The following is a 22,101-nucleotide window of genomic DNA, read 5'->3' as shown; positions in this document are numbered from 1 at the left end:
ACCGAAGCTGAGTCATGATCGCGCTTTCCAAAATCGTCGCCGGGCGTCTGTTGCTTGGCATCGTAACCTTGCTCATCACGTCCATGGTGATCTTTGGCGCAATGGAATTGTTGCCCGGCGACTTTGCCCAAGCCGTGCTGGGTCAATCCGCCACCGAAGAGACCGTGCGTGCCTTCCGAGCTGAACTCCAGCTGGATCAGCCGGTTTTCGTGCGTTATTTCGACTGGCTTTTGAATGCGCTACAGGGTGATTTCGGCCAGTCGTTCTCCGGTCGGGCCTCGTCCGGCTATGACCGCTCAAGAGCCGTCGTCGACCTCGTGGCGCCGAGAATGAGCAATACCATTTTGCTTGCGGGGCTCACGGCCGCGATCAGCGTGCCGCTTGCCCTTGGCCTGGGTTTCGCCGCGGTTTTGTATCGCGGGACATGGTTCGACCGTGCCCTGAACTGGACGGTCCTGGGCGCGATATCGTTCCCGGAATTCCTTATCGCTTATGCATTGATACTTCTTCTTGCGTCGCTCTTCCCGGTCTTTCCGGCACTAGCGAACGTGTCGCCGGACATGGCCTGGGACGAACGCCTGAGCCGCATGGCCCTGCCGGCGGCATCTCTGACGATCGTGATCATGGCGCATATGATGCGAATGACACGGGCGGCCCTGAATGACCTGATGGCCCGGCCATATGTCGAGACCGCCAAACTCAAAGGGCTCTCCCGCCGGCGGATTGTGCTGGTGCATGTACTTCCCAACGCCTGGGCGCCAATCGCGACTGTCATCGCGTTCAACCTGGCGTATCTCATCGTTGGGGTGGTCGTGGTGGAGGTGGTGTTTGCATATCCGGGTATCGGCCAGTTGATGGTCGATGCAGTGACGTCGCGCGATATTCCCGTCGTACAGACCTGCGCCCTGGTATTTGCGGGAACGTATATCGTCCTGAACCTTCTGGCCGATGTCATCGCGATCATGACCAACCCGCGGCTGCTGCATCCAAAATGAGTACCCTCGTGAAAACCATGGCTCTTGCATTCAATCATGGTCGCCTGACCGTTATTTGCGCTCTGTTGGGGGTGTTGGTGCTTACATCCGTGTTCGCACCATGGATCGCCCCTTATGGCGAGGCACAGGTTTTTCCCGAACCTTTCGCCCCGTGGAGCCCCGAGCACTGGCTCGGGACCGATCAGATCGGGAGGGACATACTCACGCGACTTCTCTACGGAACACGAAACTCCATCCTGATCGCCCTGCTCGCGACGGTGCTGGCATTCGTGATCGGGGGGATTTTTGGCCTGATAGCAGCGATCCTTGGCGGTGTGCTTGATCAGCTTCTGGCGCGCCTTACAGATGTGCTTATGGCCATCCCCAGCCTGATCTTCGCGCTTATGCTGTTGTCTATTTTCGGGTCCACGATCTGGAATCTGATCGTGGTGATCGCAGTGCTGGAATCCACCCGGGTCTTTCGATTGGCCCGCTCGGTTTCCTACGGTGTTGTCGTTCAGGACTACGTGGAAGTCGCCCGGTTGCGCGGCGAGCGCCTGCCTTGGATCATGCTGCGCGAAGTGGCGCCGAATATCACCGCCCCCATGCTTTCGGAATTCGGTCTTCGCTTTTGCTTCGTATTCCTGACAATCGCTGCGCTGTCGTTCCTGGGGGTGGGGGTCCAGCCGCCCACTGCCGATCTTGGGTCGATGGTTCGCGAGAATGCAAACCTCATCCAGTTTGCACGGTTCGACCTGCGCGCCGGTATCACACCCTTGGTGCCTGCCATCGTGATCGCGTTGATTACTGTTTCCGTGAACGCGCTTGTCGACTGGTTCCTGTTGTCTGACGGAGATACACCAAATGGATAATCACGCTGCCGCCCAGAATGAGATCAAGCCGCTCGTGGATATGCAAGGCGTGGTCATCGAAGGGTTCAGCAACGATCGATGGACCACCATCGTCGACCGGGTGGATTTAAAAGTCTATCCTGGCGAAGTTCTCGGCCTTATCGGCGAATCCGGGGCAGGAAAGTCAAGTCTGGGCCTGGCTTCCATGGGGTATGCGCGGGCTGGCTGCCGGATATCGGGCGGAACCATCCTGTTCGAGGGGCAGGATTTGAGGGCCGCGGGCATTAAGACGCTGAATCGCCTTCGCGGCAATCGTATGACCTACGTCGCACAGTCGGCGGCCGCCGCTTTCAATCCTGCACATCGCTTGATCCGTCAAACGATTGAAACCTCGTTGGTAAAGCGTGGCTGGAACGGTACAAAGGCGCGCCGTCATGCGATCAAGCTATTTGGCACGCTCCGCCTTCCCGGGGCTGAAACCATTGGCTCGAGGTTTCCGCATCAAGTCTCAGGCGGTCAGCTTCAAAGGGTGATGACGGCCATGGCGATGGTTCCTGAGCCGGGACTCATAGTTTTCGACGAACCGACGACGGCACTTGATGTCACCACGCAGGTCGAAGTGCTGCTGTCGATCAAGGACGCGATGCGCACGCTGGGCAGCAGTGCCATATACATCAGTCACGATCTTGCCGTCGTTTCCCAGATGGCAGACCGGATCAAGGTCTTGCGCCATGGCAAGGAGGTTGAAGAGGCCGAAACACAAGAGATGATTAACGCGCCCAAGGAAGAATACACCAGATCTCTCTGGGCCGTCAGGAACATTGAACGAAATGCAAAGATCGGGGCGGAGCCAAGGCTGACCATCGAGAACCTCACGGCCTATTACGGGAAGTTCAAGGCGCTCGACAATGTCAGCCTTACGGTTCCGGTGGGGCGAACCGTCTCGATTCTGGGAGAATCCGGCTCCGGCAAATCTACCTTGGCACGATGCATTTCGGGAGTGGTCAAAGATGTGGAGGGACAGGTTACGCTGGCCGGAAAGCGACTTCCACTCCACTTGAAGAACAGGAACAAGGAACAGCTTCGCCATGTACAGATGATTTTTCAAATGGCCGACACGGCCCTCAACCCGCGGCAGACCGTCGGTCAGATTATCCTGCGTCCCCTGCGTTGGTTTACGGGTTTGCCGCGAGAAAAGGCGCGTCGCAGGATGGAGGAACTGCTCTCGATGGTCGAACTGGACCCGTCGCTTGCCTCACGTTACCCGGAGGAATTATCGGGAGGACAAAAGCAAAGGGTCTGCATTGCACGCGCATTGGCGCCCGAGCCGGAAATCATGATCTGCGACGAAGTCACGTCGGCCCTGGATCAACTTGTGCAAGAGGATATCATCCGTCTTTTGAACCGGGTGCAGGAGGAAATGGGTACCAGTTATATCTTCATTACGCATGACGTGTTGGCAGCCAAGGCTATATCCGACGAGGTTATCGTGATGAGCAAGGGAAGAATCGTCGACCGAGGTTCACGCGATGTCGTGTTCAGTCCGCCTTTCGAGCCCTACACGGAAAAGCTAGTCAAATCCGTCCCAGAAATAGATTCAGGATGGCTGGAACAGTTTCGACGTTCCTGATCGGGGCAAGGAATGTCCAATAAGTCGAAGTCCGGCAATGAAATGATATCTTGTCTCAAGCTGAATGGGTCTGCGCGGAATTTGCGTGATATGTAACCGCTTTTTTCCGGGACCTCGAACGACATGGCACCAAGTGCCACTTCCGTTCCCGAAAACGCCTCTGGTCGAGGGCAGCAGGAGACAATATCCTGCAGGACCCACACAAGCCCCTCCGACGGGGGTGCCTTGCGACACCTCGAATCAGGATCGAAATTCTCTCCATGGATCAAGCCGCCCGTATTGCTCAGACTATTGCCCAGGAAATTGCCGCCAGCCCTGCCCAGGTCGCGGCCGCAGTAACCCTTCTCGACGACGGCGCAACGGTTCCCTTTGTCGCCCGTTACCGGAAAGAGGCCACCGGCGGCCTCGATGACACCCAGCTTCGCACATTGTCAGAACGCCTTGTCTATCTGCGGGCCCTGGACGATCGCAGAGACGCAATCCTCAAATCGATCCGCGAGCAGGACAAGCTCACCGATGCCTTGGCGCGTACCATTGCCAACGCCAAGACCAAATCCGAGTTGGAAGACATCTACCTGCCTTACAAACCCAAGCGTCGCACCAAGGCGACGATTGCGCGTGAAAACGGGTTGGGGCCACTGCGCGATGCCATCTTGTCGGACCGCAGCGCCAACCCGGCACAGATTGCTGCTCGGTTTATCAATGAGAACGTCCCCAGCGTGGAGGAGGCCCTTAGCGGCGCAAGGGATATCATCGTCGAAGAGCTCGCCGAGACGGCGGAACTTCGGAAGAAGCTTCGCGACTACCTCAAAAAGGAGGCCCTGGTTACGACGAAGGTCATCAAAGGAAAGGAGGCGGTGGGCGCGAAATTCGCTGACTACTTCGATCGCACGGAAAAATGGGCCGACATGCCTGCGCACCGTGCCCTGGCCCTGATGCGCGCCGTGAACGAGGGCGTGATCCGCTTTGATATCGGTCCGGACATTGAGATCGGCAAGCCTCGTTGTGAGGCCATGGTTGCCAAGGCACTTGAGCCCGTCGGCACGGGGGCTGGAGATCAATGGCTCCGGGAGGCCGCCAGTCATGCCTGGAAGTCGAAGATCTCCTTGACGCTCACGACTGACCTTCTTGCTGATCTTCGTGCCCGGGCGCACGAGGAGGCGATCGCGGTCTTTGCTCGGAACCTCAAGGATCTGCTGTTGGCAGCTCCTGCCGGCGCAAAGCCGACCCTCGGGCTCGACCCGGGCATCCGTACCGGCGTGAAGGCTGCCGTCATTGACGCGACCGGAAAAGTTCTGGAAACCGACACGCTCTACCCGTTTCAGCCCCGCAAGGATCTGCGCGGGGCACAGGCGAAGATCGTCGAACTAGTCAAGCGCCATGGTATAGCGTTCATCGCGATAGGCAACGGCACCGCGTCGCGGGAGACCGACAAGATGGTTGCCGACGCGCTCGTATCTATGCCGAAAGGCACCGCAAAGCCCGCGAAAGTCATCGTCAGCGAAGCCGGGGCGTCGGTTTACTCCGCCTCAGAGAACGCCGCGAAAGAATTCCCCGACCTCGATGTCTCGCTGCGGGGGGCCGTCTCTATCGCCCGCAGGCTGCAGGATCCGCTCTCCGAACTGGTGAAAATCGAGCCAAATGCGATCGGTGTCGGGCAATATCAGCACGACGTCGATCAGAAGCGCCTCTCCCTGGCCCTGGATGCTGTTGTGGAGGACGCAGTGAATGCCGTCGGTGTCGACCTGAACACAGCCTCCGCACCCCTCCTGGCCCATGTCTCGGGTCTCACCGCGGGTCTCGCGGAGGCTATCGTGGCCTACCGGGACGAACATGGTCCGTTCCGCACGCGCGACGCACTCCTCAAGGTTCCCCGCTTGGGACCCAAAGTCTTTGAACAATGCGCGGGCTTTCTGCGGATCCGGGATGGCAAGGAGCCGTTGGATGCTTCGTCAGTTCACCCGGAGGCCTATGACCTTGCTCGACAGATCGTCATTGCCTGCGGGCGCGACCTCCGCGCCATTCAGTCCAACCCGGAAACCCTCCGGCGCGTTGAGCCCGAGAGGTTCGTCGATGACCGTTTCGGCCTGCCCACTGTTCGCGACATCCTTGGCGAGCTGGAAAAGCCCGGACGAGATCCGCGACCCTCCTTCAAGACAGCGACGTTCGCGGAAGATGTAAACGAGGTCACTGACCTTAAGCCCGGCATGCGGCTGGAAGGCACCGTCACCAACGTCGCCGCCTTCGGTGCATTCGTGGATATCGGGGTCCACCAGGACGGCCTCGTTCACGTCAGCCAATTGGCGGACAGGTTCGTCAAGGATCCGCACGAGGTGGTGAAGGCCGGGGATGTCGTCCAGGTGCGCGTGATGGAGGTCGATGTTCCGCGAAACCGGATCGGACTCAGCATGCGCAAACAAGCCGACCAGCCCAAGGGGGGCCACGACCAGTCCGGAAATCCGCCCGCAGGGAGTCGTGGGAAGCCACGGGGCCCTGGTAAGCAAAAACGTTCGAAAAAGGAGAACGAAACACGCGCGGAGCCGGATTCGACGGGATCGTTCGGCGCTGCGCTTCGCGAGGCAATGGAGAAGAAGTAACTCTCAGAGAGGTCATTCGCTTGCCAGGTGGCATCCTGTCGGTGGAAAACCGAGTGTCTGCGTGACCGCCAGAATTGGAATCGCTGTCGTGCCGTTCAGCATTGGACTGGTTGGACGCGCTTGATTTACAGTCGAGCTTGTTTCGGACAGAGAGAGCGTTAGCTCAGTTTGTCAGGAGCGTATGATCAACTGCCGTAGGAGCCCTTGAAGAATGATTTTGTCTCGCCGTCAGTTCGGCCTTGGGGCCGCAGTTCTCAGCCTCTCAGCATGTACAGGCGTAAGCGGCCCCCGGTCAGAGGATACCGGCGGGTCGGAGATCCTGCCTGCCGATCTTCAGCCTGTGCGAAATGAAGGGTATGATACCTGGGTCGCTTCTTTCCGGGCCCGGGCCGTTCGACAGGGGATAAGCGAAACCACTCTAGACGCAGGATTCCGCGGAGCCGGGTACCTACCCGGTGTCATAAAACGGGACCGCAACCAGACCGAATTCAAGCGCAGCCTTGAAGACTATCTCTCGATTGCCGCCTCGGATGAGCGCGTGATGAAGGGCCGTGCCGCTCTGCAAAGGGAAAGGGCAACGCTAAGCGCCATTGAAAGCCAATACGGCGTAGACGCTGAAATCGTGACCGCCATCTGGGGGCTGGAAAGTTTCTACGGTGCGCGTCGGGGCAATGTCCCCGTGATCTCCGCCACCTCTACGCTGGCCTACGATGGGCGCCGCGGTGCCTTCTTTGAGAAACAGCTTCTTGCGGCTCTCCGGATTTTGCAGAACGGAGATATCTCACCACGCGGGATGACCGGTAGCTGGGCCGGGGCCATGGGGCACACGCAGTTCATTCCGACTTCCTACCAGGCGTTTGCCGTGGATTTCACCGGCGACGGGCGTCGCGATATCTGGTCGGATGACCCATCCGATGCGCTGGCCTCTACCGCAGCCTATCTCGCACGAAATGGCTGGACCCGCGGTCGGGGCTGGGGGCGCGAGGTGCCGGCGGGCACGTCGGGTCGTGTGCTGCAACCCCAGCCGGGCGGGCCGCGTTTCGCGGTCAACAGCAATTTCCAGGTGATCAAACGGTACAACAACTCTGACGCCTATGCTATCGGCGTGGGGCATCTGGCAGACCGGATTGGCGGCGCCGGGCCGCTTGTTGGCCAGTTTCCGCCGGATGCCAACGGGCTGACCAAGGATGACCGGATCGCGCTGCAACGGGGTCTGACCAATCGCGGGTTCGACACGGGCGGCACCGATGGCGTGATCGGTCCCGATACGCGGGAGGCGCTGCGGGGGTATCAGGCGAGCCGGGGGCTGCCTGTGACGGGCGAGCCGTCGGTGGAGCTTTTGCGCGGGCTGAGGTGAGCCGGCGGCGATAGGAGCGTTCCGTTGTTTCTGCAGACTGGCTGAAGGTTCTTTTTCCATTCCCCTTCAGTGGGTTGATCGTCTCTAGGGGGCGTTCCGCGATCATTGGCGGGCCGGTACGCGTATAATTCAAATGCTGTAATTACGGGTGAGCCGGGGTCGCATCACGGACGGCGAAGCCGCGTCTACCGGTTCTGCTATATCGTGATAATTTAAATGTCATATGTATTTGTTTTTAAATCGTTTACGACTTAGTTATTGGAAATTTTGAATACAATTATGGTTAACTAAATGCTCAAAATATCAGATTAAACAACAATTTAAGTATATTGTAGATCTATGTTGCCGGATTTGTCCCGAAGTGGGAACAACCGGGTATGGACGGGAAAATGGAAGATAACAGCTTGGCCCAGATCGCCTATGAGCACATCAAGGTGCGCATTTGCGATGGACAGTTTCCCATGGGGCACAAGATGTCCGAGACGCAGCTTGCCAGGGATACGCAGGTCTCGCGAACGCCCGTCCGGATCGCTCTGGCGCGGCTTGAGGCCGAGGGATTTCTGACATGGGAAGCGAACCGCGGATATCGCGTCACGGTCTTCTCGATCGAGGATGTGCGGGCGATCTATGGCGTGCGGGCGATCCTGGAGGCCGAGGCCGTCAGGCTGAGCGGGCGTCGCGGCCTGTCGGCAGTCCTTGTCAGGGAATTGACGGAGTTGACCCGGCAAATGGAGGAAATTGTATACATTCCGGACCACAGTGCAGAACAGCGGGCGTGGTTTCTCAAGATGAACCACCGGTTTCACCGGCAGATTTATGACAATTGCGGCAATGAATTCCTGCTGCGCCAGATCGCGTCGACAGCGGACCTGCCCCTGGCGTTGCGAAACTTCTTCAGTTTCTCGGCAGAGCAGTTGACAGAGAGCCATGCGGCCCATGTCAACATTCTGGCCGCTTTGACATCCGGGGAGGCGGACCGTGCGGCGGGGCTGATGCGTGAGCATATCTGGGCCGCCCGCGACCGAATGTCGGTGAAGAAAACGAAGCGGGCCGGCAGCCAAGCGCGCCGCGTGCCGATGTCGAGAGGCAAGCGCATTCTCGTGCCCGCGAAGGAGCGTGCCGGTATCAGGAAGGAAAGCGAAGGATGACGGAACGGCCGAACCTGAACGCAATTTCAATGTCGGCGGCAAATCACGTGCCGCTGACGCCGCTGTCCTTTCTTTCAAGAACGGCCGATGTGCACCCTGACCAAACTGCGGTTGTTTACGGCGAGCGGCGGTACAGCTACCGCGAGATGCAGGCGCGCTGTTTACGGCTGGCCAGCGCGCTGTCGGGTAGGGGCATCGGCACCGGTGACTGCGTCGCGGTGATGGCACCCAACGTTCCGGCGCTTCTGGAATGTCATTTCGGCGTGCCGCATATCGGGGCCGTCCTCAACGCGGTCAACACGCGGCTCGACCCGGCGACAGTCGAGTATATCCTGACCCATTCCGGTGCCCGCGTGCTGCTTGTCGACAGGGAGCTGGGCCAGCCCCTCAAGGACGTTCTTTTGCGCCTGTCCGACCGCCTGACCGTGTTCGAGATCAATGACCCGGCCACTGCGGACCTTCCGGTGCTGGGCGTGCCCTCCTACGAGGATCTTCTGGCAGAAGGGGCCGATACCCCACTGCCCGACGCGGTCGAGGATGAATGGCAGACCATCGCCCTCAACTATACCTCGGGCACGACCGGGCGGCCGAAGGGCGTGCTTTATCACCATCGTGGTGCCTATCTGAACGCGTTGGGCAACCAGCAAGCCTGGTGCCTGCCTCGCCATCCCGTCTATCTTTGGACATTGCCGATGTTCCATTGCAACGGGTGGTGTTTCCCGTGGACGATCACCGCCAATGCGGGCACGCATGTCTGCCTGCGCAAGGTCGAGCCAGAGGCGATCTTCGAGGCGATCAATGGATGTGGCGTCACGCATTTCTGTGGTGCGCCCGTGGTCCTGAACATGCTGGCCAACGCGCCGGAGAACGTGCGCCGCCCACTTGCACAGAAGGTGCAGGCCTTCACCGCCGGAGCAGCCCCCGCGCCAAGCGTGATCGGCAATGTCGAGAAGCTCGGCATCGAGATCACGCATGTCTACGGCCTGACCGAGGTTTACGGCCCCTGCGTGGTCTGCGAGCCGCAGACCGACTGGCCGTCAATCGGGGCAGACGAACTGGCAGGGCGCAAGGCCCGACAGGGCGTGCGTTATGCAACTCAGCAGGGCATGGAGGTTGTCGATCCTCACACGCGGGAAGCCGTTCCGGCAGATGGCCAGACGATGGGAGAAATCGTTCTGCGCGGGAATGTCGTCATGAAGGGCTATCTCGAGGACGAGGAAGCGACGGCCAAGGCCTTCGAGGGCGGCTGGTTCTCGACCGGCGATCTCGCGGTGCGTCACGCCGACGGTTATGTGCAGATCCGCGATCGGCTGAAGGACATCATCATATCGGGCGGGGAAAATGTCTCGACCATCGAGGTCGAGAGCGTGCTCTACCAACATGACGACGTGCTAGATGTGGCGGTCGTGGCAGAGCCGTCGGAAAAATGGGGCGAAACCGTCTGTGCCTTTGTCGAAGCCAAACCCGGCCGCCTGCCTTCGGAAGAAGAATTGATTGCTTTCTGCCGGGACCGGCTTGCCGGGTACAAGCGTCCGCGCCGCGTGGTGTTCGGGGCTTTGCCGAAAACCTCGACAGGGAAGATCCAGAAATTCGTACTGCGCCAGAAAGCTAAGGATCTGGCCAGCCAACCGGCCTGAGGAGAGGCCAAAACTTCAAGGGAGGAAACATCAATGAGACTCAATATTCTGGCCGCCGCCGTTGCGGTGGCCCTGGCAGGCTCGTCCGCGAGTGCCCAGGAAAGCATCGTTCAGGGTGCGTCCAGCTCAGGCCATACGACTTTCCAGATCATGACTGGCTGGTCCTCGGTCATCAATCGCGAGGTGCCCGAAGTCTCGATGACCGTGCAGGCCTCGGGCCCCAGCGTGCCGACGACGCAGCTTGTTCAGCAAGGCCGCATTCAGGCTGGTCCCGCCGGCAACAGTGCGCCTTACGAGGCCGTCCGCAGTATCGCCAATTTCGAAGGTCAGCCCAAGGCCGACAAGGTTCGCACCTGGATGCCGATTTACGTCTACGGCGCACAGCTTGTGGTGCCGGCCGAGAGCGACGTGCAGGACTGGACAGATCTCGAAGGCCTGCGTGTCGGTGTCGGCTCGGTGGGGTCTGTCGGGGAACAAACCAACAAGGTGATCCTTGAAACGCTCGGCGTCGGCTATGACAAGATCGATGAATACCAGATCGGCCATGGCGAAATGGTGGCCGGGCTGAAGAACGGCACACTTGACGCAATCATCGAGACCACCGGCATTCCCACCGCCGGTGTGCTGGAACTTGAAGCAACACGCGACATCCGTATCGTCGGCCTGACGGATGAGCAGATCGAGGCGGTGGATGCGGCGAGCGACCTGCTGTCCGGCGGTGTCGTGCCCGCCGAAAGCTACCAGAGCACGGATGCCGATGTGCCGATCATCGTCGGCTACACCATCAACATCATCAACGCCGATGTGGATGAAGACTTGGTCTACAAGATGACCAAGGCGCTGTGGGAAAACCTCGACGAGCTCGAGAACGTCCACCCCTCGCAGAAATACCTGACGCCGGATTGGCTGCAGGCGTCTTTGCTGCCGATCGCGCCGCTGCACCCGGGGGCCGAGCGTTACTACAACGAACAGGGCTGGCTCGACTGATTGTCCGGGCTGGGAGGGCTGAACCGTGCACGAAGATTTCGAAGACACCGGCACCGGCAAGGGTAGCGCGCTCTGGCGCAACGGTCTTGCCGTCTTTGCCGCAGGTATTTCGGTCTTCGTCCTGTCGGCGAACTACTACGGCCTGCTTCAGCCCATGTGGCAGACGGCCATGACCATGGCCCTGATCCTGCCCTTTGCGTTTCTTCATACGTCCCGGCGTGGCCGGGGCGTATGGCTCCATCCTGCACTCAACATTGTTTTCGCCATCGCCGTTTCCGCGGCCTTCCTGAACGTCGTGTTCAACTACATGGCTATCCAGGTGCGCCAGGTCATTCCCAGCATATGGGACCAGATCGCCTGTGTCGTCGCGGTCCTGTCGGTGCTCGAAGTCACCCGGCGCTATTTCGGTTGGGCCCTGCCCATCATCGCGACGGTAATGATCGGGTATGCGTTTCTTGGAAACATGCTGCCACCCGCGTGGCGACACGCTGGCTGGGACATGTCCTTCATGACTTTCTCGCTCTACACGCAGAGCGCGGGCCTGTTCGGCGTGGCGCCGAAAGTCGCGGTAACGCTGATCTTCGTCTTCGTCTCGCTCGGGGCATTTCTGGCGCGCATGGGCACAATGGATCGCGTGCTCGATCTCAGCCGGGCATTCACCCGTGGGTCTTACGGCGGTTCGGCCAAAGTGGCCGTCTTCTCCTCGGCCATCATGGGCACGATTTCCGGCAGTTCGGTGGCCAACGTGGTCGGCACCGGCCGTTTTACCATCCCGCTCATGAAGGCTGCCGGGTTCCGCCCCTACTTCGCCGCCGCGATCGAAGCCGTGGCTTCCACCGGGGGGCTGCTGATGCCGCCCGTGATGGGGGCCGGCGCCTTCATCATGGCAGAGCTTCTGCAAGTTCCCTATGGCAACATCATCCTCGCCGCGATCTTTCCCGCCATCCTGTATTTCGTCGTGGTGTTCCTGTCGGTCCATTTCGAATCCCGCAAGCTCGATATCCGCTCCGATACCGAGGGCGAGGCCCGGTCCGCCGCGTTGCTGCGCTGTGGCCCCTATCTCATCCCGGTGCTGCTTCTGCTCGGCCTCATCGCGATCGACATCCCGCCTGTGCGCGCCGCGCTCTACACGGTCGGCTTCTGTGTTGTCCTGTCCTGGGTTCTGCAGCCCATGGGGCCGCGCGCCATCTTCGCGGCGTTGGTCGACAGTACCGAACAGGCGACGCCGATACTCTGCGCCTGTGCCTGCGCCGGCATCATCATCGGTGGCATGGACGGCACGGGGCTTGCCATCAAGTTCTCGCAATTCCTGATCGAGTTCGCCCAGGAAAGCCGCATCCTTGCGCTGATCCTCGGCATGATCGTGGTGATCATCCTGGGGATGGGCCTGCCGGCCACGGCGGCCTATATCCTTGCCGCGGCCGTTGTTGCGCCCACGCTGATCAAGCTTGGCTACATGCCGATCGCCGTGCATCTTTTCGTCTTCTACTACGCGAACCTGTCGCACATCACGCCGCCGGTGGACCTTGCCACCTACGCGGCCTCGGGCATCGCGCAATCGAACCCCATCCGGACGTCGATGCGGGCGATATCGCTTGGCGCGGTCGCCTTCATCCTGCCGATGATCTTCATCCACGACCCCGTTCTGCTTCTGCAGTCGGCCGATCCTCTCCGGCTGGTCATTTCCGTGGCCACGGCCGTGGCCGGCACCGCCGTGATCGCGGGCGGGCTGACGGGCTGGCTGTTCACGCATGTAACCGGGCTGGGCCGGCTCATCCTGATCGCCAGCGGCGGCGCGCTTCTGGTGCCGGTCTGGTACATCTCGATCTTTGGCGTGCTGATCTTCGGCCTCTTCTGGATCGGCACCCGCACCAATTTCCAACCAATCGTGAAACTTCCTCAGGAAAGGACCTGACATGACCGTCCTCGATCCGGACACGGACGCGCAGCGCGTTTACGAAACGATGAAAGATGGCGGCGTCGCTGTTATCCCCCTGGACGTGGCCTATGCGGTCTTCGGCATGACCGCCGAGGCGATCCAGCGCATCTACACCGCGAAGGGGCGCAGTTTTTCCAAGCCCAACGGAACGCTGGCCAATCGCGACATCTTCCACGAGGTCCATGACGTGGACACACGCGCGCGAGAGGTGGTCGCGGCCATTACGGAGGATTACGACCTGCCGCTGTCCATTGTCGGCAAGCACCGTGAGGGCAACGCCTTTACCGGGGCGCTGGACCCGTTCTGCTTCGAGCGGTCGACCAAGTCCGGCACGATCGATCTGTTGTTGAATGCAGGGCCCCTGCATCGGGCGTTGACGGCCATCTCATGGCAGAACGGAACGCCGGTCATGGGCTCTTCGGCCAATGTCTCGCTCGGCGGATCGAAGTTCCGCCTGCAAGATGTCGAGGCCCCGGTTCTTGATGCTGCCGCCATCAAGGTGGATTACGGCCTGTGCCGCTACAACAACCCGATGGCAATCTCCTCGACAATCATCGACGTGGACAGCTTCGAGGTGCACCGGTTCGGCGTTTGCTACGAACAGATCCGCGACATCCTGAACCGCCATTTCTCTATCGAGATTCCGCCGATGCCGGATCGCGACCTGGTGCGCGGGGCGGCCGTGGGCGAGGCTCAAGATGCCTGAGGCAAGGACCTTTCTGGACAAGGTTTGGGACAACCACGAGGTCGAGAGACTGGACAATGGCCAGTCCCTTCTGTTCATCGACCGGCTGCTGTTACACGAACTGTCAACGCCGCGGGCGTTCGAGGAGTTGCGGAAACGCGGTCTGAAGGTGGCCAATCCCGACCTTGTTATCGGGTTTTCGGACCATATCGTGTCAACCGATCCGGGGCGTGCGACGGGCAATGTGCCGGGCGGTCCGGAAATGCTCGAAATGTTCCGCAGGAATGCCCGCGACTTTGGCATACGGCACTTCGACGTGGACGACGATCACCAGGGTATTGTCCATGTGGTCGCCCCGGAGCTCGGCCTGATCCTTCCCGGAATGACGGTTGTGTGCGGCGACAGTCATACCTGCACCATGGGCGGGGTGTCGGCCATGGGCTGGGGCATCGGCACCTCTGAAATTGCACAGGTCCTGGCGACCCAGACGCTGGCGATCCGCAAACCCAGGACGATGCGCGTCGAGCTGACGGGGACCTTGCCCAAGGGGGGGTCGGCCAAGGATATCGTCCTCGGGCTGATCGCGGAATTCGGCGTGTCGGCGGGTGTCGGCCACATGATCGAATTCACCGGCGAGGCGCTTGCCGGCATGACGGTCGAGGCGCGGATGACCCTGTGCAACATGGCGATCGAGATGGGCGCGCGCATCGGCATGACGGCCCCGGATGAGGCAACGTTCGACTATATCGCCAAGCGGCCGCTGGCGCCTTCGCCGGACGTGCTCGAAACCCTGCGCCGCGCCTGCGAGGACGTCGCGACCGATCCGGGGGCGACATGGGACAAGACGCTCACATTCGATGTCTCGCGTCTTCGGCCCCAGATCACATGGGGGACCACCCCGGGCGAGGCCATGGCAATTTGCGGCACGATCCCCGCCGCCGCTGACGCCCGGGCGCTGGACTACATGCAGCTCGACGCGGGCGCGTCGCTGCTGGGGACGCCGGTCAACCGGGTCTTCATCGGGTCCTGCACGAACGGGCGGCTGTCCGACCTGCGGGAGGCAGCAGCCATATTGCAGGGGCGGAAGGTGGCTGCGACTGTCCGGGCGCTCGTGGTGCCCGGCTCCATGTCCGTCAAGCGCGCGGCCGAGGCCGAGGGGCTGGACCTCATATTTAAGGAGGCCGGCTTCGAATGGCGCGACAGCGGCTGTTCCATGTGCCCGGGCCTCAACGTAGACAAGGCCGGCGCGGGAGAGCGTATCGTCTCAACCACCAACCGGAATTTCGAGAACCGGCAGGGGACAGGTGCCAGAACGCATCTGGCAAGCCCCGCATCGGCCGCAGCTGCCGCGATCACCGGTGTCATCACCGATCCCGGCGCATTGGCGGGGGCAGGGACATGATCGCGAAATCATCGATAACCGGGCGCGCGATGCCGCTCTTTCTTGATGACGTGGACACCGATGCGCTCTACCCCGCGCGGTTCTACACGTTGCCCGGCGGGTTCGACCAGGCGCTCTTCGCCGACTGGCGGTGTCACGCGGATGCAACGCCGAAACCCGGCTTCCCGACGAACGACCCGCGCTATGACAAGGCCAACATTCTGATTGCCGGGCGAAATTTCGGCTGCGGCTCTTCGCGGGAGAACGCGGTCTGGGCGCTTCAGGATGCCGGGTTCGAAGCCATCATCGCCGCCGGCTTCGGAGAGATATTCGCCGGCAACGCGGCAACGTGCGGGCTGGCCTGTCTGACGGCACCGCTTGACGAGATCGCCGCCCTTGCCCTGTGCCCCGATATCACGGCCGGAACCGCGAGCTTACACATAGATATCGCCACCGGTACGCTGATGACCGACGGCAGGCCTGCACTTGTCCTGTCGATGGAAGAGACCGCGCGCAGAGCCATCCTCGATGGGGACATGCCGCTCGACCGGGCGATCCGCCGCGCCGAAACCTCCCGGCGCAAGATCGACGCTTATCTTGGCGGCCAGGCGTGGGCGCCAAAAGACATCCTCGCCGTTTCAGGAGATCACTCATGACGGGCCAAAATCTTCATTTCCGCACACGGCTGGCAGAGAGTATCCGGGCGCCGGGCCTGACCTCCATTCCCGGCGTGTTCGACATGATCTCTGCGCGCATTGCCGACCAGATCGGCTTTGACGCGCTGTATATGACGGGCTATGGCACGACGGCCTCGCACCTGGGCATTCCGGATGCGGGCCTGATCAGCTATGCCGAGATGCTCTCTCGCGTCACCGCTATCGCCGGGGGCACCCGGACACCGCTCATCGCCGATGCCGATACCGGGTTTGGCGGATTGCTGAACCTCGAGCGCACGGTGCGGGGATACGAAGCGGCGGGCGCCGCCGCGATCCAGATCGAAGACCAGGAGTTTCCGAAGAAATGCGGCCACACGCTTGGCCGCAAGGTGATACCGGCCGAGGACATGGCCCAGAAGATCCGCGTGGCGATCGACACCCGCGATGATCCGGAACTGCTGATCGTTGCGCGAACCGATGCGCGCACCGTCCATGGCCTGGACGAAGCCCTGCGCCGGGGCGAAGTCTATGCCAAAGCGGGCGCCGATATCCTGTTCATCGAAAGCCCGGAAAGCGAAGAGGAAATGGAACGCATCTGTCAGAGTTTCGACACGCCGCTCGTGGCCAATATCGTGGAAGGGGGGCGCACGCCGGTGCTTTCCGCCCCCTCGCTCGCCAAGTTGGGTTACAGCGCAGCGATTTTCCCGGCCTTCGGCTTTCTCGCCGCGGGGGCCGCCCTTCGCGAAGCCTATACTACCTTGCGCGAAACCGGCTCCAGCCATGGTGGCAACCAGCCGCTTTTCGATTTCTCCGACTTCAACCGCCTTATGGGTTTCGAGGACGTCTGGGCCTTCGAAGCCAAGTGGTCCCAACAGAACGACAAAGGATAAGACCATGGCAAGAACCGATATCCAAGCCGACGCGCGCCGGGCTTTCGATGTACTCAAGTCCGGAGGCAGTGCGATCCTGCCGATGGATGTGGGTTATTCCCTGATCGGGGGCTCGACGCCCTCACTGATCAGGATTTTCGATGCCAAGCAACGGGCCGAACACAAGCTGAACGCCATGATCGGCGACAACACCATGTCAGAGGACTTGCACGACCTGACACCGGAACAGCGCGACGTGGTGAACTGCCTGACCAAGGAACGAGGCTTGCCGCTCGGCATCATTGCACCGGCGCATCTGGACCACCCTCTGATCGAGGCGCTTGACGAGGAGGGGCTGCGCCGGTCGACCCGGGATGGCACGGTCTGCATGCTTCTCAATGCCGGAGCGTTTCATGCAGAAATTTCCCGGCTGAGCCGCGAAGAATGCCATCCGCTCTTCGGGTCATCCGCGAACCGTACGATGCAGGGCACTAAGTTCCGCGTCGAGGATATCGAACCCGAGATCCGCGATGTTGCTGACGTCATCGTGGATTACGGACTGCGCAAATATCACCTGTACGAAAAGAGTTCGACCCTTCTTGACCTCAGCGAAATGAAGGTCGTTCGGGTCGGATCATGCTACGAACTCATCACCGACGCGCTTGAGCTCGAGTTCGGGATCAGTTTGAGAAAGGCAGCGTAACGGTCGCGGGTATGATGGAAGGGCAAGTAAAAACGTGCTCAGGTACAGAACATTGAGGTGGCAACGATGGTGCGGCACGTTGGCCGCGTCCGCAGCCTCTAGAAAATTGAAGTGGTCCTAATCTTCCCTGCCGCTGCTTGCGTCGCGCTTGCCAATGCGAATGGAGCTGGTTCCCGACATCGGCCTAGCTCCTCTTCCGTCAGATGTCCTTCACCAGCCTGAGCGCATCATAGATCGCCGCGTGTGTGTTTCGCGCGCTGACCGCATCGCCGATGCGGAAGAGTTGAAACTCGCCATCCGGGTTGCGCGAGATCTTTTGCGGGCGGCCTTCAGTGAGAGCGTCGTAGTCGACTGCGCCGGCGTTCGACGACAGGGCCTTGAGTTCGAAATAGAGATCGTCGAGCGGTAGCGTGCCGTAGTTCACGACCACCTGGTCATAGGAGTGCTTGGAAACGTGATCGCTGTAATCGGTGCCGACGCGCGCGGTCAGCTTGTTGCCGTCGCGGGTCACGTCGAGCAAGCGGCGGGCGACGGTGAAGGTGGTCTTCTTGTCTTGCAGGGTGCGCATGTAGGGGACAAGGTTCATGCCCATAATGTCGGAGGCGAAGGTGCGGTCCGGGGTCATCACCTCGACCTCCGCCCCGGCGTTGGCCGCAATCTCGGCCGCCATCAGGCCCGGGTGATCACCGCTTTCGTCGTAGACCAGCACGGTTTCGGCAGGTTTCACATCGCCCGAGATCAGATCCCACGCGGTGACCACGAGGGGCTGTTCCCGGCCGCTTTCGAAAAGCTCGGTGTTGGGTAGCCCGCCTGTGGCGACGATTACCACATCCGGGTTCAGGGCGGTGACGTCGTCGGCCTCGGCAAAGGTGTTGAAGTGGAAGATCACGTCACGGGCCGCGCATTGGGCCATCCGCCAGTCGATGATCGAGATCATCTCGCGGCGGCGCGGGTTCTGGGCGGTGAGACGCACCTGCCCGCCGGGGTCGGGCTGGGCCTCGAAGACGGTGACGTCATGCCCGCGCTCGGCCGCGACGCGGGCGGCCTCCAGCCCGGCGGGGCCCGCGCCGACGATGACGACAGTCTTGCGCGTCTCGGCGGGCGGGATGGCGTGCGGCATCGAAAGCTCGCGCCCCGTGGCCGGGTTGTGGATGCATAGCGCCTCTCCCGCTTCGTAGATGCGGTCGAGGCAATAGGTGGCGCCGACGCAAGGGCGGATATCGTCTTCGCGCCCCTCGGTGATCTTCTTGACGATATGCGGGTCGGCCATGTGGGCACGGGTCATCCCAACCATGTCGAGCAGTCCGTCGGCCACCGCGTGCCGGGCCGTCGCCACGTCGGGAATGCGGGCGGCGTGGAAGGTCGGCATGCCGGTCGCCTTTTTCACCACGCCCGCGAAATCGAGATGTGGGGCACTTTTCATGCCCTGAACAGGTATCACGTCGGTCATCGCCGGGTCGGTGTGAATGCGGCCGCGGATCACGTTCAGGAAATCGACCATGCCGCTGTCGGCCAGCCGTTTCGAGATTTCGAGGCCCTCGTCCGGAGTGATGCCACCGGCGGTGGTCTCGTCTGCGGTGTAGCGCAGACCGACGATGAAGTCCTCGCCGACGCGGTCGCGGATGCCGCGCAAAACGGCCATCGGAAAGGCCATCCGGCTTTCCAGTGTCGCCCCGCCGTAAGGACCGTCAAGATCGTTGGTCAGCGGCGACCAGAACTGATCGAGCAGGTGGCCGTAGACCTGAAGTTCGATACCGTCCATCCCGCCTTCCTTCATACGCTCGGTCGCGTCGGCGAAATTGGCGATGATGCGCTCGATATCCCAGTCCTCGGCCAGCTTGGGAAACGCCCGGTGCGCCGGTTCGCGGTGCTTCGACGACGAGATGGAAGGCAGCCAGTCGCCCTTGTTCCAGCCGGTGCGGCGGCCAAGATGGGTCAGCTGGATCATCACGGCGCAGCCATGTTCATGACAGGCATCGGTAAGCTGCCGGATCCACGGCACGACCTCGTCCTTGTAGGCGAGGATGTTGTTGAAAACGGGCGGCGAATCCTTCGAGACCGCGGCGGAGCCCGCGGTCATGGCAAGGGCGACACCGGCCTTGGCCCGCTCGGCGTGGTAAGCGGCATAGCGCGCTTTCGGCATGCCGTCTTCGGGATAGGCCGGTTCATGGCTGGTCGTCATGATCCGGTTCTTCAGCGTGAGATGCTTCAGCTGGTAGGGCTGGAGGAGCGGGTCTTGTTTCATTTGCGGTCACTTTCGGGGGACTCGGTGCCGCGGCCTTCGTCGTTGTGGCGGACATCCTTGGGGATCACGACGGGCGAAACGGCCCAGATCAGTTTGCAGCTCTTGTCGGTTCTGTTGCGGGCGTGGTGCGGGATGCGGGCGTCGAAGCTGTAGCTGTCGCCGGCGCGCAGGGTGATCACCTCGTCGCCGATCTGCATTTCGAGCTCGCCCTCGAGGATCAGGCCGTGCTGTTCGCCTTCATGCTTGTGCAGCGGGTCGTCGGGCCGCTCGGAATAGGGCTGGTAAACGGCGAGGCCCATGTAGAAGTTGCCGCCGATGGAACTGGAGATCAGCGTATCGGTATAACCGAGTTGTTGCGCATCCTGGCCGTAAAGAGAATTCAGGTTGCGGCGGTTCTGGGCACGCACGACATAGGCCTGCTCCATCGGGCCTGCACCGGGACGGCGGGCGAAGAACCAGTCGGGCGTCACCGAAAGCGCATCGGCGATGGCGGTAAGCGCGTCCATCGAAGGCTGGGACATCCCGCGTTCGATAGTGCTGAGATGGCTGAGGGAAACGCCGCTGGTCGCGCTCAGGTCCTTGAGCGTCATCTGACGGGCCTTGCGCAGCTGGCGCACCTCCGAGCCCATTGTCAGAAGGCTTTTGGCCATGGCTTTTACGTTGCTCTGTCCTGTCATGCTCTGGCTTCCGCTGTTCCCGGTCAAGGGGAGCATACAGCGGTATAAAATCTGATTACAACGAAATTCATTTACAAAATTTCGATAAAGGCGAATTATTGTTGCAGAAGTCTGCGATTCGACCCCGCAGACCAATCACAAGCGCCGCAGGGGCGCAGCAACGGGAGAGATTCAAATGGAACATGGCAAACTTGCGCGGCTGACGGCCCGGGCCAAGGCCGGTATATCGCGCCGCGACTTCATGCGCACAGCCGCCAGCGCCGGGCTTTCGGCAGCGATGGCCGGCTCGCTCTGGAGCGAGGCGCAGGCGGCGACGCCCAAGAAGGGCGGCACGCTGAAGGCTGGGGCCGACGGGGGCGCGACGACCGACACGTTCAACCCGCTGCAGATGAACGGTGCCGATCATCCGACGCTGTCGATCCTGTCGAGCTACGACACCCTGACCGAGATCGACGAGACCGGCGCCCCGCAGCCCAGCCTTGCGGAAAGCTGGGAAGGCAACGCCGACGGCACCTGGGCGATCAATCTGCGTAAGGGGGTGGAGTTTCACGACGGCAAAACGCTGACCGCCGAGGATGTCGTGTGGTCGCTGAAACAACAGCTGGACGAGAACAACCGCGTCGCCGAGGCGAAGCAGATCGTTCAGAATTTCGAAGAGCTGCGCGCCGACGGCCCCGATACCGTGCTCATCAAGCAGAAGGAGGTCAATTTCGACCTGCCCACGCACCTGTCGTCGTTCGCGATGATCATCGGCAAGGAAGGCAATGACGACTGGTCGGCGGGCATCGGCACCGGGCCATACGTCAAGGAGGACTGGCAGCCGGGCATCCAGTATCTCGGACGCAAGTTCGCCAATTTCTACCGCGACGATCAGGGGCATTTCGACGAGGTGGAAATCCTCAACATCTCCGACCCCGGCGCGCGGATGTCGGGGCTTCTGTCGAACACGCTGCACGCCATCGGCTCGCCCGAAACCAAGACGGCGGGGCGCCTTGCCAACGCGCCGGGGTTCGAGCTGGTGCAGGTCTCGGCCACGCAGCATTTCACCTGCGACATGCGCGCCGACATGGACCCGTTCACCAGCGCCGAGCTGCGCCGCGCCGTGAAATGGGGCATCAACCGGCAGGAGATCGTCGACAAGGTGCTGAGCGGCTATGGCACGATAGGGAACGATCTGCCAATCAGCCGCGGGCAGCAGTTCTACAATGACCAACTCGAACAGCGCGAATACGATCCCGACAAGGCTCGCTATCACCTCAAGCAGGCGGGGCTCGAGAATATCGACCTGACGCTGGCCACCAGCGACGGCGCCTTTGGCGGTGCGGTGGATGCCTCGGTACTGATGCAGAACTCGCTGGGCGGGGCGGGCATGAGCGTGACCGTCGACCGTCGACCGGCCGATGGCTACTGGTCGGACGTCTGGCTCAAGGTGCCGTGGTGCATGGTCTACTGGAACGGGCGGCCGACGGTGGACTGGATGCTGAGCTCGACCTACACATCCGGGTCCGACTGGAACTCGAGTGCGTTCCAGAACGAGACTTTCGACAACTTGCTGGTCGCGGCTCGTGCCGAGGCGGACGAGGCCAAGCGCCGCGAGATATATCACGAGGCGCAGCGCATCTTCTGGGAGGAAAGCGGCACCGCCGTCTTTGCCTTTGCGAATATCCTGATCGGGCATTCCGAAAAGCTGGCCCATGGCCCGGTCGGTTTGAGCCGCCGGATGGATGACAGCCGCCTGCCGCGCCGATGGTGGTTCGCCTGATCG

General features: G+C 61.3%; 17 protein-coding genes. 15 read left to right on the top strand and 2 right to left on the bottom strand.

All coding sequences use genetic code 11. The features are described 5' to 3' along the window. Positions 1-14 precede the first annotated feature (14 nt). The 14 genes from QUV18_RS06595 to QUV18_RS06530 all read left to right on the top strand — a co-directional run bounded on the left by QUV18_RS06595 (position 15) and on the right by QUV18_RS06530 (position 17,414). On the top strand, positions 15-995 hold the full coding sequence (locus tag QUV18_RS06595; protein ID WP_300892709.1) for an ABC transporter permease: 981 nt from the start codon (positions 15-17) through the stop codon (positions 993-995). Then, positions 992-1,846: an ABC transporter permease gene (locus QUV18_RS06590; protein ID WP_300892708.1), complete on the top strand. Its 855-nt coding sequence runs from the start codon at positions 992-994 to the stop codon at positions 1,844-1,846. Before QUV18_RS06595 ends, QUV18_RS06590 begins: the two co-directional genes overlap by 4 nt. Further along, positions 1,839-3,455: an ABC transporter ATP-binding protein gene (locus QUV18_RS06585; RefSeq protein ID WP_300892707.1), complete on the top strand. Its 1,617-nt coding sequence runs from the start codon at positions 1,839-1,841 to the stop codon at positions 3,453-3,455. Before QUV18_RS06590 ends, QUV18_RS06585 begins: the two co-directional genes overlap by 8 nt. Positions 3,456-3,715: 260 nt before the next feature. Continuing rightward, positions 3,716-6,052 (top strand): Tex family protein, encoded by a 2,337-nt coding sequence (locus tag QUV18_RS06580; RefSeq protein ID WP_300892706.1) that lies wholly within the window; start codon positions 3,716-3,718, stop codon positions 6,050-6,052. Between the two features lie 211 nt (positions 6,053-6,263). Beyond that, a complete protein-coding gene (locus QUV18_RS06575) occupies positions 6,264-7,409 on the top strand; it encodes a lytic murein transglycosylase (RefSeq protein ID WP_300892705.1) in 1,146 nt (381 codons plus the stop codon). A gap of 389 nt (positions 7,410-7,798) precedes the next feature. Continuing rightward, the gene (locus QUV18_RS06570; protein WP_300892703.1) at positions 7,799-8,557 is read left to right on the top strand and encodes a GntR family transcriptional regulator; all 759 of its coding nucleotides are present in this window, start codon (positions 7,799-7,801) and stop codon (positions 8,555-8,557) included. Then, positions 8,554-10,194, top strand: coding sequence for an AMP-binding protein (locus tag QUV18_RS06565; protein WP_300892702.1), 1,641 nt, complete (start codon positions 8,554-8,556; stop codon positions 10,192-10,194). The genes QUV18_RS06570 and QUV18_RS06565 overlap by 4 nt, the downstream gene beginning before the upstream one ends. Before the next feature lie 33 nt (positions 10,195-10,227). Further along, positions 10,228-11,181 (top strand): TAXI family TRAP transporter solute-binding subunit, encoded by a 954-nt coding sequence (locus QUV18_RS06560; RefSeq protein WP_300892700.1) that lies wholly within the window; start codon positions 10,228-10,230, stop codon positions 11,179-11,181. A 25-nt stretch (positions 11,182-11,206) separates the two neighbouring features. Continuing rightward, positions 11,207-13,096 carry a TRAP transporter fused permease subunit gene (locus tag QUV18_RS06555; protein ID WP_300892699.1) on the top strand — a complete coding sequence of 630 codons (1,890 nt, stop codon included), beginning with the start codon at positions 11,207-11,209 and terminating at the stop codon, positions 13,094-13,096. A 1-nt stretch (position 13,097) separates the two neighbouring features. Next, positions 13,098-13,826 (top strand): Sua5/YciO/YrdC/YwlC family protein, encoded by a 729-nt coding sequence (locus QUV18_RS06550; protein ID WP_300892698.1) that lies wholly within the window; start codon positions 13,098-13,100, stop codon positions 13,824-13,826. Further along, positions 13,819-15,207 (top strand): 3-isopropylmalate dehydratase large subunit, encoded by a 1,389-nt coding sequence (locus tag QUV18_RS06545; RefSeq protein ID WP_300892696.1) that lies wholly within the window; start codon positions 13,819-13,821, stop codon positions 15,205-15,207. Before QUV18_RS06550 ends, QUV18_RS06545 begins: the two co-directional genes overlap by 8 nt. Further along, on the top strand, positions 15,204-15,842 hold the full coding sequence (locus tag QUV18_RS06540; RefSeq protein WP_300892695.1) for a 3-isopropylmalate dehydratase small subunit: 639 nt from the start codon (positions 15,204-15,206) through the stop codon (positions 15,840-15,842). The genes QUV18_RS06545 and QUV18_RS06540 overlap by 4 nt, the downstream gene beginning before the upstream one ends. After that, positions 15,839-16,732 carry an isocitrate lyase/PEP mutase family protein gene (locus tag QUV18_RS06535; RefSeq protein WP_300892694.1) on the top strand — a complete coding sequence of 298 codons (894 nt, stop codon included), beginning with the start codon at positions 15,839-15,841 and terminating at the stop codon, positions 16,730-16,732. The genes QUV18_RS06540 and QUV18_RS06535 overlap by 4 nt, the downstream gene beginning before the upstream one ends. A 4-nt stretch (positions 16,733-16,736) precedes the next feature. Further along, positions 16,737-17,414: a Sua5/YciO/YrdC/YwlC family protein gene (locus tag QUV18_RS06530; RefSeq protein ID WP_300892693.1), complete on the top strand. Its 678-nt coding sequence runs from the start codon at positions 16,737-16,739 to the stop codon at positions 17,412-17,414. A gap of 199 nt (positions 17,415-17,613) precedes the next feature. Here the strand turns inward: QUV18_RS06530 and QUV18_RS06525 are convergent, their stop codons facing one another. Continuing rightward, positions 17,614-19,659, bottom strand: a complete 2,046-nt coding sequence (locus QUV18_RS06525) for an NADH:flavin oxidoreductase (RefSeq protein ID WP_300892692.1) — start codon at positions 19,657-19,659, stop codon at positions 17,614-17,616. Beyond that, positions 19,656-20,336 carry a cupin domain-containing protein gene (locus tag QUV18_RS06520; protein WP_300892691.1) on the bottom strand — a complete coding sequence of 227 codons (681 nt, stop codon included), beginning with the start codon at positions 20,334-20,336 and terminating at the stop codon, positions 19,656-19,658. The genes QUV18_RS06525 and QUV18_RS06520 overlap by 4 nt, the downstream gene beginning before the upstream one ends. A gap of 175 nt (positions 20,337-20,511) precedes the next feature. Between QUV18_RS06520 and QUV18_RS06515 the strand changes: the two genes are divergently transcribed. Further along, positions 20,512-22,098 carry an ABC transporter substrate-binding protein gene (locus QUV18_RS06515; protein WP_300892689.1) on the top strand — a complete coding sequence of 529 codons (1,587 nt, stop codon included), beginning with the start codon at positions 20,512-20,514 and terminating at the stop codon, positions 22,096-22,098. The last annotated feature ends 3 nt before the right edge of the window (positions 22,099-22,101 follow it).

The organism is Roseovarius sp. (assembly GCF_030373445.1).
In the GTDB taxonomy this organism is placed as follows: domain Bacteria; phylum Pseudomonadota; class Alphaproteobacteria; order Rhodobacterales; family Rhodobacteraceae; genus Roseovarius.
Note: the sequence above shows the minus strand (reverse complement) of the source record. Positions and strands in the feature narration are given on the sequence as shown.